Source organism: Sphingomonas sp. CFBP 13728 (genome assembly GCF_014841895.1).
Classification (GTDB): Bacteria; Pseudomonadota; Alphaproteobacteria; order Sphingomonadales; family Sphingomonadaceae; genus Sphingomonas.
The window spans coordinates 616,781-629,202 of record NZ_JACYUS010000003.1 but is presented as its reverse complement, the minus strand read 5'-3'; the positions used below and the strand labels follow the sequence as shown (position 1 = coordinate 629,202).

Here is a 12,422-nt window from a genome sequence, read left to right as displayed (position 1 = left end):
ACCGCGTCAGCCTGCGGCGAACGGGCGGACGCCCGCAGGCTTGCCGTCGCCGTCGAGCCGGATCGCCTCGATCCGCGCCTGCGCCGCATCGAGCCGGTCGGCGCAACGCTGGCGCAGCTTGTTGCCACGCTCGTACAGCTCGATCGCCTGCTGAAGCGGCGTATCGCCGCTTTCCAGCTTCCCGACGATAAGCTCGAGTTCCTTCAGTGCATCCTCGAACGCGAGGTCTTCGATCGGCGTGTCCATGCCGGCCGCTATGGCGCAGGCACGCGACGGGGGTCAAGGACGCGCGCCACGGATCGAAGGGCCGATTCAGCGCAGGCGGTTCACGGTCCAGGTATACAGCACCGAAACACCGATCAGCCCGAGGTCGACCGCAGCCTGCATCCGATGCGGCGACGGATCGCTCGTCTCGTGCGTGAGAATGCGAATGTCGGCAGTCGGATGGCGGACGGTCAGTGCCATCAGCACGAGTCCCGCGATCACCAGCACAGCCCTACGATCGCGCATCACCCATCTCCCGGAACGCCTGCGAACATGCCTCGATCGCGGTCGTTGCGCAAGTGTATCAAGCGGCGATCGGCAGGACGCTCGCATCGCGCGATCGATCGCGTCCTGCGCCTTTTGCCGCGAACAGCGCGCGATCGGCGCTGCGATACAATGTCTTCCAGTCCGCCTCGCGCAGCAACGGTCCGGTGCAGCTGCCGATACTGGCGGTGACGGCGATATCGAACGGCATCCGCTGGCTGCGCAACCGTTCGAGGATCGTATCGGGCATGATCGGAGTCGCCGCATCGACCAGTATCGCGAATTCCTCGCCACCGATCCGCGCCACCAGCGCCTCGGGCGGCACCGCATTGCGCAGCGCTCGGGCGACGACGCGCAGCACTTCGTCGCCACCGTCATGCCCGATCGTCTCGTTGACGCGCTTGAAATGGTCGACATCGGCGATCAGCAGCATCTGGTCGCCCGGCCGGCCGATCGCGTGGTGCAGGAACGCGCGGCGATTGAGCAGGCCCGTCAACGGCTCGGTATCCGCGAGCAGCCGTGCGGCGATCTCCTGTTCGCGCGCGGTATCGCGCTCGACGCTGAGCAGGCGGATCCGGTAGGCGATCGCAAGGCTCGACAGCATCGATTCCAGCGCCATCGACAGGATCGTCGAATTGTCGAGCCACAGGCTCCAGCCCAGCAACTCGAACGCGTTGGCGACGCGCAGGCTGGCGACCACGATCGGTACGCTCCACGCCAGCGCGAACAGCCACAGGAAATTGCTCCGCATCCGCCAGGCTCGGAAGAGAATTATGGGGATCAGCACCAGCAACAAAAGGTACGTGCTCGCCAGTATCGTATCGAGCACGCGAAACTGCCATGGCGCGAATGCCGCCCACAACGCGCCCGCCGTCAGCAGCGCGGCGATCACCCAGCTACTCGCGGCTCGCAGCCATCCGCCAAACACACCCTGTTCGAAGAACGTACGGGCGAACACCAGCGCGGACGCCGCCGATCCGGCAAGGAACAGCGTGTTCAGCCGTTGGCGATCATTGTTGTCTAAGGTCGGAAACATCTGCCCCAACGCACCCGAAGACGTTACCGCATACGCGAGCAGGAACAGCACGAGCAGGCAATAAGCGGGCTGGAACGCCTGTCGCAACGCGCCCCACAGCGCGAGATTGTAGACGATCAGCGCGATCGCCATCCCGCCGAACGCACCATACAGCGCAGCGAGCAGGATCTCGGTGGTATCGCGCTGGTCATGATCGGCGAGCGCGGGTCCCAGGATCAGGCCGCGCAGGTTCGCTGCCCCCTCGACATGCCACAGCAACCGAACCGGCGCCGCGTCGTGTGACGGCAGGGGCTGGACGATCACCGCGCCCAGCCCAAGCAGGCGTCCTGCGGTGCGCGAGGTAAAGCCGGTGTGGCGGATCGATCCGTCGGCATACAGCACGAACAGCGTCACGCGGTTTACCCAGGTGCTGCCGATGCGCACGGTATGATCGGCGGCTTGGATCGCTGGCAGGGGCTGCGAGAGTACCCAGAAATCGCCGCTGCCAAATTGGGTTTGAGAGGTGGTGCAGTCGAAACCGCGTGGCTGCCTGAACAGTGTCGCGGGGGTCTGCCCCGCGATCGCGGGACGAACGCAGACCGAAATCAGCGTGCCCGTCACGGCTGCGGCCGGCACCGCAAAGGCAAGGCCGAACGCCAACGCGAACGCGCCGATCATCCATCGCAGCCATGCCATGCTTTCCATAGGGCTACGCTAGCGACGCTTTCCGAATTATCGGTAAACGCGGGAAGGTTTCGTCGCAAAACGGACCAATCGACAGCGCCCCGATCTTTCTCCGCCAGGGGGCAGGCGCCAAAAGTACCGGACGGGTACGCCGAAGTCTGAAGTGTGGCGGCGGTGCGCGAATGCCTGCGTCCAGAACGGCTTTGCCGATACCGGGCTTCGTCGCAAAGCATGTCACTGCTTTTATACTGGTGCGTGGCACTGGCGCATGGACCAGTAAACGGCAAATATGCACTTTCGAGATCAGTATAGTCAGTCGGTTCGGCGTATTGGTCATATGTATCCGTAAAAGGTATCAGACCCATGCAGCTGTCCGAGAGTATGTGTCCGGATACTCGTCGCGTCGGTCGTCTGGCATCGGCAGCAATTCTTCTGAGTTGGTCGGTGGCGGGGGTTGGTCAATCCGGGGGCCAGTCTGAAGTCCAGTCGGAGCCGCCTCCAGCTGCACCGACCAATGCCGAACCCACGCCATCTCGTGCTCAGCCTGAAGTATCGGATGCCCGCCCCGATATCGTGGTCCTAGGCCGTCGAGGGCAGGTGGACACGGCGATCGAGCCGCTGGCGACGCTCGACGCGGGGGCGATAACCGCTACCGGCGCGACATCGATCGACGAGCTGCTGCGGACGATCCGCGGCGTGACGCAATCGGGCGATGGGCAGGATCCAATCTTCCTGCTCAACGCGCAACGTGTGTCGGGATACCAAGAGATCGGCAACCTGCCGCCTGAAGCGCTCGAGAAGGTCGAGGTTTTTCCGGAGCCGGTCGCACTCCAATACGGCTACCCGCCAACCCGCCGGATCGTGAACTTCATCACCAAGCGCCGGTTTCGCCAGCTGTCGTTGAAGCAGGCCGTCGGCACCTCGACGCGCGGCGGTGCCGATAACGCCAACGCGCATGTCGATTACACGCGTCTCCAGGGCGACGGTCGCCTGACGCTGTCGCTGGACGCACGGCATACCGATGCACTGTTGCAAACGCGGCGGCGCATCCTGCCCGATCCGGAGGTGCCGTTCGATGCACGCGGGAATATCACCGGGATTCTGGCGGGAGGCGAGATCGATCCCGCCTTGTCGGCACTCGCGGGGCAGTTCGTGACGATCGTCCCGGTGCCGACCGGCCCTCTACCGGTTGGCACCGTCGGACTGGACAGCTTCGCGGCAAACGCAAATCGGCCGCGGCTGTTCGACCTGTCGCCGCTGCGTGCGCTCGCGCCGTCGAACGACACCTTCCACGGCGAGGCGGTGATCGCCAACCGGCTCGGGCGGAAGTTGTCGGGTTCGTTGACGCTCACCGCGGATCATAGTCGCGAGCGTACCCTGTTCGGTCCCGCGAGCGCGACGCTGCTCATTCCCGGCGAAAACCCGTATTCGCCATTCAGCCGGAACGTTCTGCTTCAGCGCTATCTCGTCGAAGCGCCGCCGCTCAGCCAGCGCACCGATATCACGACGCTTCATGCCGGGGGCGTGGTACGCGGAGCTTGGCGCGGCTGGCAGTGGGACTGGACCGGCACGCTCGATACGCAACGCAGGAACGGTCTTGTCGCCAAGGCGATCGACACCACCGCCGTCAACGCGGCGATCGCCGCTGGCGCCGACCCGTTCCGACCGTTCGATCTTGCGCTGCTTTCCAACCGGCTTGTCGATCACACGGTCCAATCGACCTATGGTGCAGGGACAAAGTTCGTCGCGACCAATCGTCCGCTACGCTTGCCGGCTGGCCGCGTGACGCTGACCGCTACGATCGAGGGCGAGCAGATCGGGACGAACAGCAGGACGCGCGGCGCCACCCCTTCGGCGATCGCGTTCGATCGAGGGAGAGTGGAGGGCGCAGTCGCGCTCGACCTGCCGATCGCATCGCGACGCGAGGATGTCTTGCCGTGGGTTGGCGATGTGTCGGCCTCCGCCTCCGCTACCGTGCGGCGTGTCGGTGGTTTCGGCGACCTGTCGGAGTCGACGGTGGGTGTGAACTGGGCGCCGTTCACGGGTCTCCAGCTGCTGGCACAGTATAAACGGTCGGCCACGGCGCCAACGCTGGATCAGCTCGCCGCGCCGCAGATTTCGGCGCCACAGGTGCCCCTGTTCGATTTCGCGACCGGCCGTTCGACGCTGGTGACGTTGTTTCTGGGCGGCAACCCTGCGCTGGCTGCCGAACGTCGGCGGACGCGCTCGATCGGGGCAACCGTCAAGCCCCTCGTCAAGAGCGAACTGCGTATCGGCGCCACCTACGAGGTTACGGAGATCCGCGACGGGATCCAGACCATCTTCGCCCTCACGTCCGCTGCGCAAGCGGCGCTACCCGAGCTGTTCGTCCGCGATGCCGCCGGCGCGCTGGTGTCGGTGGCATTCCGTCCGATCAATGTCTTCCGGGAACGTCGCCGGACGCTGAACCTCACACTCGCCGCCAGCGGCCAACTCGGTCATCCCGAACCACCTGCGACACCAGGAGGCCGCTCACCGGATCGCCCGACCTTCTATGGCGGGATCGGCCCCACGCTGCGCCTTGCCGACCGGATCGAGCTCAGGCCGGGGATGCCGACGCTCGACCTGCTGGCCGGCGACACGGTGTCGGGCGGTACGACGCAGCGAATTGCCGGTCACGGTTATGGGGGGCTGAGCTATCTGGGCAATGGCGGTACATTTGATTTCTACTGTACCGGTGGGGCCACCGTTCGCGGCGCGGTCGCCGCATCGACCCTGACATTCACGCCCTTGTGCAAGATCAACGTCACCGGTTCGCTGAGCATCCACCACTTCCTGCCGCGCCAGGACTGGACCCGGCATCTGGGCTTCAAGCTCGAGATCGCCAACATTACCGGCGCTCGCCAAGGGGTGCGCGACGCCACCAGCATCGTTCCTTACCGGTATCAGCCGGATTTGCTCGATGCGGTCGGACGCAGCGTCGTGGTATCGCTCCGCAAATTGTTTTGAACGTGACGACGGCCGTGCGGGGATTGGACCTTGCTCAAGTGGCACATCCCGACCGCGATACGGACATTGGTCGACCAGGCGTCCGAGATCGGCTGCGGAGCGCTGAGCTATTTGCACGCCTTACAATCAGATCGTTCGAAGCGAACTAAGCCCGGCTTCTCAACCAAGCCTTGCCGCGGAAACTGATTGCGCTACCACTCCGGTCAACGACGAAAAAAGCTGGGAGTGTGGATATGCGTTGGCGATCATGGGCGGCAATCGCCGTCGCAGTGGTGACACCGTGTGCTGCATCAGCGAACGACGCAGCCGGTCCGCGCCAGATCCGCATCGATGTCGCCACGGCGGGGGCACCGGTAGATCGTTCGTTCGACCTGTCGATCGGTTCCGATTTTCCGGGCACGCTGATCCGCAGCGATAGCCAGGCGCAGCTGAAGACGGCGGTGGACGAGCTGGGCTTCCGGTACATCCGGTTCCACGACATCTTCCACGACGTTCTCGGCACCGTACGCAAGACTGACGGTCGGATCGTGTACGACTGGACGAAGATCGACCAGCTCTACGATGCCTTGCTCGCCCGTCACATCCGCCCGTTCGTCGAACTCGGCTTCACGCCGAGCGCGATGAAGACATCGGAACAGACGATCTTCTATTGGAAGGGGAACACGTCGCACCCCGATCCGGCAATGTGGCGCGATCTGATCGATGCCTATGTCCGGCATGTCCGCAAGCGTTACGGCGCCGACGAGGTGCGGCGGTGGTATTTCGAGGTCTGGAACGAGCCAAATCTCGAGGCGTTCTGGGAAAAGGCCGACCAGAAGGCGTATTTCGACCTTTATGCGAGCACGGCACGCACGATCAAGGCAATCGACCCGGCGCTGAAGGTCGGTGGACCGTCGACGGCCGGGGCCGCGTGGGTGCCCGAACTATTGGCGTTCACGAAGCGGAACAGCGTACCGATCGATTTCGTCACGACGCACACATATGGTGTCGATGGCGGCTTCCTCGACGAAGAGGGCAAGCAGGATACGAAACTGTCCGCATCACCCGACGCGATCGTCGGCGATGTCCGGCGGGTACGCGCGCAGATCGAGGCGACGTCCTATGCCGGACTGCCGCTGTACTTTACCGAGTGGAGCACGAGCTACACGCCGCGCGACTTCGTCCACGACAGCTATGTCAGCGCACCCTATATCCTGACCAAGCTCAAACAGTCTCGGCGCTGTGCGCAGGGCATGAGCTACTGGACGTATACCGACCTGTTCGAGGAGCCCGGCCCGCCGCCGACGCCCTTTCATGGCGGGTTTGGCCTGATGAACCGTGAGGGCATCCGCAAGCCGGCGTGGTTCGCCTATAAATATCTGAATGCGTTGAAGGGCCGCACGATCTTACTCGACGACGAACTCGGGCTCGCCGCGGTGGATGGCAGGCGGATCGCCGCGCTGGTGTGGGATTGGCAGCAGCCGGTACAGTCGGTCAGCAACACGCCGTTCTACACCAAGCTGGTACCGGCGACCGCAAGCAAGCCGATCGCGTTCCGGTTCGCGCATGTGCCGCAAGGCACGTACCGGCTTCAGGTGCACAAGACCGGCTATCGGAACAACGATCCACTGTCTCTGTACATCACAATGGGGATGCCGAAGGCGCTCGACGGCGCGCAACTGGCAACCCTCCAGCGTGCGACCGCCGACCTGCCCGAACAGGACCGCGTCGTAACGATCGGTGCAAGCGGTTCGGCGAGCGTGACGGTGCCGATGCGCAGCAACGACGTCGCGCTGGTCACGCTGGAGCCCATCGCGCGCTGACATTGGACCGAGTGTAGCAGCCCCCCCGCCAAGAGTTCACACATCGGCCGAATGGTCGACATGGAGACCATAGCGGAATGTCCGCTTACGGGCGTCGATCAAGGCGGTATTCAAACCTGATACCAAGCCAAACCAGCTTAGCCGCTGAGCCGTAGGAGTGTAGCGCGCCGTTCGCGACGCGCTACTATGTCACATTCTGAACGATACCGAAGCGACGTACGTCCGTCCGTTCTTGTAGAACGCCGTCGGCCGATCGCGCGTGCCGCTATACTGCGTATAGGTCGAGTCGAGCAGGTTCTGCGCGTTGACCGTCAGCGTGATCGCCTTGGTCAGGTTGAAGCCTGCCGAGAAGTCGAGCTGGCTGTACGGCGCGACCATGTCGATCGAGTTCAGGCGACCGATCGCGCGGAAATACGCCGAGCGGTAGTTATAGCTCAAGCGCGCCTGGAACGGTCCATTCTCGTAATACGGGATGACGTTGACGGTGTGCTTCGACAGATAGGGCAGGTTCAGCCCTTCGTCGGTCGAGCTCTCGGCGTAGGAGTAGTTCGCCTGCAGCCCGAAGCCATGCCAGATCTCACCCTGTGCCGAAACCAGCGCACCGTTGACGTTCGCCTTGCCGCCGTTGAGGGGCTGCGACACGAGATAGGACGCGTTGGTCTGCGTCAGTTCGTTGAAGAACGTCTGGCGGCTGAGGCCGTTGAGGATGTAGTCCTTCACTTCGCGGCGGAACAGCTCGAGCGACAACAGCGTCCCCTCGCGCGGATAATATTCTGCCGACAGTTCGTAGTTGGTCGACTGGTACGGCTTCAGGTTCGGGTTGCCGCCGCTCGCATCGAGCGTGATGTCGTTGCGACCGACCGATCCGCCGAGCTGTTCGTAACGTGGGCGTGCGATCACCTTGGCAACGCTGCCGCGGAAGATCAGGTGCGTGCCTGCTTCATACGCGACGTTCAGGCTTGGCAGGAACTTCAGATAGTCGTTCTCGACCCGCTGCGGCACGATTGTCGGCAGGCTGCCGTCGGTGCCGGATACCTGATCGGCATAGTTCGACACGTTCTTGGTATAGACCAGACGACCACCGATGTTGCCGCGGAAGCCGCTCTGGTCGAAGTTCAGCTGGACGTAGTTCGCCGCGACCGTCTCGTCGACGATGTACGATGCAGTCGGCTTGGCGACGGGGATGTTGATCGAGTTCGCGAGGATGTCGATCACGGTCTGCTGCGACAGGTTGATGTACTTGGTCGCGTTGCCGGTGCCGCCGGTGCCGTCGAACGTGCCGTTCGGCGTCGTCATCGTGTCGACGCCCAGGCTCGCCAGCGTGTAGTTCGACGTCGAGTAGTTGTTGAAGCCACTCGCGTTCAGGCGGTTGCGGTGATCGGTGAACTTGCCGCCGATGCGGATTTCCTTGAACGGTCCCGCCTCGAACGGAATGACCGCGTCATACCCCGCGTAGTAATCGCAATCGATCGTCTTGGAGAAATCGATGCCGCCCGCTCGCGCGGCATTCAGCTGCGTGCCGTTGACGATGACGGGAGCGCCGTCGATCGTCTGGAGCTGTGGGCTGTTGCTGCGACGATAGTTGGCAGGATTGGTCAGGTCGCCAACGTAATCGACGTTCGCGCTGTCCGAGGTGAAGCCGTAGCTGTACGGAAGGTCGGTCCGCACATCGAGCAGATATTCGGGATTGCGCCCACCGATCGCCTTGCTCCAGCCGCCGGTCGCCGACACGGTTGCGCCGTCGGGACCCTCCCACTCGGCGACGAAGTTGAGGTTGTCGGTGGTCAGCTTGGTCTTGCGGATCAGCAGGTCGAGCTGCGCGCTCTGGCTGTTCGCCGAGGCCGCACCGAAGCTCGCATTGGTGACGACGCCGTTCGCGACCGTTGCCGACTGGAGAACGTCGCCGCTCCACGCGCCGGGGATCACGTACATCGACTGGCTGCTGTTGTTGTAGTTGCCGTCGATGTGCAGGCCGTTGAGCGTCAGCGTGATGTCGTCGGTCGGCTTGGCCTGGACCGTGCCGACATAGCTGATGCGCTTACGCTGCTGCGTGAAATACGCGTAGTTGATGCCGAACGGCGATACCGCGTTGGCGAGATCCTGGCGCGTGCCCCCGGTGACCGTCGCGGCCGTGTTCTTCAAAACGGGCTGGCCGCTCGCGTCGCGGATCAGCGCGTTGTTGCCATCCTTCTGGAAGAAGCGGTCGCCGGCATTCTCGAACCCGAAGAATTCGACGCCCGAGCGCGTCAGGCTCTGCTTGTCGTAGGTGACGGCGCCGAGCACGCCGAACGTGCCGCCTTCGTTGTGCCAGCTGTACAGGCCCGACGCGCGGACGTTACCCTTGTCGGCGCGGTCGTTGTACGAATAGCCGCCCGATGCGAAGATCGAGTTGGCGGGCGTGTCGAGCGGACGGCGCGTGCGGACGATGACGGTGCCGCCAATGCTGCCTTCCTCAATCCGCGGCTCGGGCGACTTGTACACTTCCAGGCGCTCGACGAGCTCGGGTGCAAGCAGCGAATAGTTGAAGGTACGGCTGGTCGGGTCGTTGTCGTTGCCACCCCAGTCGGCCGAGGCGACCGCATGGCCATCGAGCAGCATGCGGTTGAGTGCGGGATCTGTGCCGTGAATTGCGACTTTCTCGCCCTCGCCAAAGCGACGGTCGATGCTGACGCCGGGAACGTGCGATAGCGATTCTGCGACGTTGCGGTCTGGAAACTTGCCGATCGCCTCGGCGCTGATGACGTCAACGATAGCGTTGGCCTGACGCTTCACCGCAATCGCGCTGCGCAGGCTGCCGCGGATACCGGTAACGACGATGTCTTGTCCGGTTTCGTCGCCGACGGGTTCGGTAGTTTGCGGGTCCGGTGCGGAGGTCTGCACTGCCGGCGCTGCGGCAACCTGCGCGAACGCGCTCGGTGTAACGGCGACATAAACAGCTGCACTCGATGCCAAGAAAATATGATTCCGGAAAACCATTGTCAAAACCCCTTCTCTCACCCCACGACGCCGATCCGACGCAACTGGCGCCCCCGATTACCAGAACATTGGTCCTATTTTGGACGTGTAAAAGTTCGGTCTTGGTATCCTTGACGTATAACCACCTTGTACGGAAATCCATCAAAAATTACTCCTTGATCGCTGCGCACAGGTATGGACGGCTGATCCCAGAACAGAACCTTTCCAATTATTGCGACCAATGTGATGGTGCCTACCTTGGCTACTGAGTGATGCCGCAGACGTAGATTGGTTTTCCACAGGACTGTTGAAGCCTAAAGCCGGGCCGCCATGACGTGCGCCCCTACTCTGTGATGCAAGGCGTACGGAAAGCTAATCCCGCTGCCGAGAGTTGACGTCCAAGCAGATGAACGGGAGGCGGGAGGGGGGAGGGAGCTCCAACGTCCACGGATGGGTCCAAACGCAAGGCTATCGCCTGCCACGCTCTCGACCGAGTGTCACAAATGCAATGATGCCTGCCATCACTGCCGAAAATGCCGCTAACAGGGCTGCGGTGTGGAACACTGGTCAACTGTACGACCGATGCGGCGACAACGGCCCCGGCCAGCGCCGTTGCGATCAAGCCGCCCGTTCGTGCGATAGCGCTGTTGAACCCCGATGCGGTGCCGGTCTGGTGATCGTCGACGGACGAAAGAACTGCTGTCGTGAGCGGAGCGCCCAATCTTATCGCGGCGCGGCGGACTGACGCAAAACTCCCCGATCGCGACGGTCGTAAAAGGGAGTGAGACACCGAAGGCGCCATAGCGCGGAGATGAGTGAGCGTCTGAAGTTGGGAAGCGCGAGAGGGGGCACGAACGTCTGCAACTGGGTCTCCCACGGTGCCGCGCCGTCCAGCGTAGAAGGGCGATAGTACAGACTGGGGCGCTCGCTTCGCGAGGAACGTTAGACGGCCATGCTGCCCAACGCGTTAGCCAAGGCGTTGAACACGGTGCGGAAGCGGGCGCTGGGCTAAGATCCTCGTGCATGACGATCCACAGCGGCAGTTGCAGCGCAATTGCGGAAGAGCGCGCACCGGGGGTTGTAGCGCTGCGCGACGGCGGATTGACACAGGCCGATGCCGACCCGGCGTGAATAGCAGCTAGCTCGGCAAGGTTACTGTCTGTCGTGAACGCGAAACCGTGCCGATCAAGGGGCGGCAGCCGCTCGACCATCGCGCGCAGAACCGGCGTTTCGATATCATACCTGATCAGGTTATGCGCGGCGAGTTCTGCCCAAGCCGTCCTACCCATATGACGGGCCAGGCTTTGCGGGCGGTGCTATGATGAAGATGCCGTTTGGCGTTTGATACTCCCTCCGTGTTTATTGGCCGCGACCACGGGCAACCTGAACGGGCGTCCAAAAAAGCGGGGAAGGGGTATGAATGTTCGGGTTTGGGTCTCTCGCTCGATCATGGACTTCCTGATCGAAGATCGAAGATCGAAGAACGAGTCTAGGCGATAGCGCCACCGTCGACGGTTAGCGTGGCACCGGTGATGATGCTCGCAGCCGGACTCGCGAGAAACGCTACTGCGTTCGCGATTTCGCGCGGCTCGGCGTATCGGCCCAAAGACGTCAGGCTACGTTGAAACTCCGCAGCAGGACCGTCCGCTGGATTCGAGTCAGTGTTCACAGATCCGGGTTGCACCAGATTGACCGTAATGCCGTTCGGTCCGAGCTCACGCGACAGTCCGCGAGTGAAGGACGTGAGCGCAGCTTTGGACATCGCATAGGTCGTGATGCCTGGAAACGGGACCCGCTCCCCGAGGCCCGACCCGATCGTGATGATCCGGCCGCCTTCGCCGAGGTGGGGGATGGCAGCCTTTGCGAACAACACCGGCGCTCGGACATTGACGTCCATCACCCTCTGGTATTCGTCAAGGTCGACATCAGCGATCATACCGGAGTGCCCGATCGCAGCACTGTTTACGAGAATATCAAGACCACCGAGCCCAGAGACCGCCTCGCTTACTGACCTGGCGATGGCGCCGGGGTCGGCGCTATCGGCCTGTATGGCGACGGCACGACGGCCCGTCTGCTCAATCGACTTGGCCACTTCGTCGGCCTTATCGACCGCGCTTTGAAAGGTGAATGCGACGTCGGCGCTATTTTCGGCCAGCACCAATGCGATCGCGGCGCCGATGCCCCTGGAGCCACCCGTCACCAGCGCGCGCTTACCACTTAAATCGATCATTATTCTGTCCTTTCCTGCTAAACCTAGCGCTCTCACCCTGCCTTTTTCGGATAAGGAGGGCACTGGAACGGTCGGACGTCGTCATTTAACGCTCTCGACGAGAAAGATTAGTATCGAAAAGTGCTAAACTATGTCGCGCGTCAAGGAACGACAGAGAAGACTAAACCCTTTGTATGGGTTGCTTCCGGCTTAGGGCATGTTTGCGGTGCGAAATCAGCCA

The 12,422-nt window shown here is 62.8% G+C and carries 8 protein-coding genes; 3 read left to right on the top strand and 5 right to left on the bottom strand.

Annotation, left to right across the window (positions count from 1 at the left end; all coding sequences use genetic code 11):
* Positions 1–6: 6 nt before the first annotated feature.
* The 3 genes from IFT67_RS15835 to IFT67_RS15825 all read right to left on the bottom strand — a co-directional run bounded on the left by IFT67_RS15835 (position 7) and on the right by IFT67_RS15825 (position 2,248).
* The gene (locus IFT67_RS15835; protein ID WP_056060585.1) at positions 7–246 is read right to left on the bottom strand and encodes an exodeoxyribonuclease VII small subunit; all 240 of its coding nucleotides are present in this window, start codon (positions 244–246) and stop codon (positions 7–9) included.
* 66 nt (positions 247–312) lie between these two features.
* Positions 313–510 carry a hypothetical protein gene (locus IFT67_RS15830; protein WP_192239105.1) on the bottom strand — a complete coding sequence of 66 codons (198 nt, stop codon included), beginning with the start codon at positions 508–510 and terminating at the stop codon, positions 313–315.
* 58 nt (positions 511–568) lie between these two features.
* Positions 569–2,248: a GGDEF domain-containing protein gene (locus tag IFT67_RS15825; protein ID WP_244647417.1), complete on the bottom strand. Its 1,680-nt coding sequence runs from the start codon at positions 2,246–2,248 to the stop codon at positions 569–571.
* Positions 2,249–2,824: 576 nt separating this feature from the next.
* Between IFT67_RS15825 and IFT67_RS15820 the strand changes: the two genes are divergently transcribed.
* On the top strand, positions 2,825–5,215 hold the full coding sequence (locus IFT67_RS15820; protein ID WP_192239104.1) for a TonB-dependent receptor domain-containing protein: 2,391 nt from the start codon (positions 2,825–2,827) through the stop codon (positions 5,213–5,215).
* 233 nt (positions 5,216–5,448) lie between these two features.
* Positions 5,449–7,017 carry a GH39 family glycosyl hydrolase gene (locus IFT67_RS15815; protein ID WP_192239103.1) on the top strand — a complete coding sequence of 523 codons (1,569 nt, stop codon included), beginning with the start codon at positions 5,449–5,451 and terminating at the stop codon, positions 7,015–7,017.
* 189 nt (positions 7,018–7,206) lie between these two features.
* On the opposite strand, the gene IFT67_RS15810 is transcribed toward IFT67_RS15815, so the two are convergent.
* A complete protein-coding gene (locus tag IFT67_RS15810; RefSeq protein WP_244647416.1) occupies positions 7,207–9,969 on the bottom strand; it encodes a TonB-dependent receptor in 2,763 nt (920 codons plus the stop codon).
* Between the two features lie 536 nt (positions 9,970–10,505).
* On the opposite strand from IFT67_RS15810, the gene IFT67_RS15805 reads away from it, so the two are divergent.
* Entirely contained in the window at positions 10,506–10,649 is a 144-nt protein-coding gene (locus IFT67_RS15805) for a hypothetical protein (protein WP_192239101.1), read from the top strand.
* An 812-nt stretch (positions 10,650–11,461) separates the two neighbouring features.
* Here the strand turns inward: IFT67_RS15805 and IFT67_RS15800 are convergent.
* Positions 11,462–12,202 carry an SDR family NAD(P)-dependent oxidoreductase gene (locus tag IFT67_RS15800; protein WP_192239100.1) on the bottom strand — a complete coding sequence of 247 codons (741 nt, stop codon included), beginning with the start codon at positions 12,200–12,202 and terminating at the stop codon, positions 11,462–11,464.
* Positions 12,203–12,422: the final 220 nt, after the last annotated feature.

Coding starts and splice junctions, on each gene's coding strand:
- IFT67_RS15835 (WP_056060585.1), bottom strand. CDS start 246: ATGGACACGCCGATCGAAGACCTCGCGTTCGAGGATGCACTGAAGGAA.
- IFT67_RS15830 (WP_192239105.1), bottom strand. CDS start 510: ATGCGCGATCGTAGGGCTGTGCTGGTGATCGCGGGACTCGTGCTGATG.
- IFT67_RS15825 (WP_244647417.1), bottom strand. CDS start 2,248: ATGGAAAGCATGGCATGGCTGCGATGGATGATCGGCGCGTTCGCGTTG.
- IFT67_RS15815 (WP_192239103.1), top strand. CDS start 5,449: ATGCGTTGGCGATCATGGGCGGCAATCGCCGTCGCAGTGGTGACACCG.
- IFT67_RS15805 (WP_192239101.1), top strand. CDS start 10,506: ATGCCGCTAACAGGGCTGCGGTGTGGAACACTGGTCAACTGTACGACC.
- IFT67_RS15800 (WP_192239100.1), bottom strand. CDS start 12,202: ATGATCGATTTAAGTGGTAAGCGCGCGCTGGTGACGGGTGGCTCCAGG.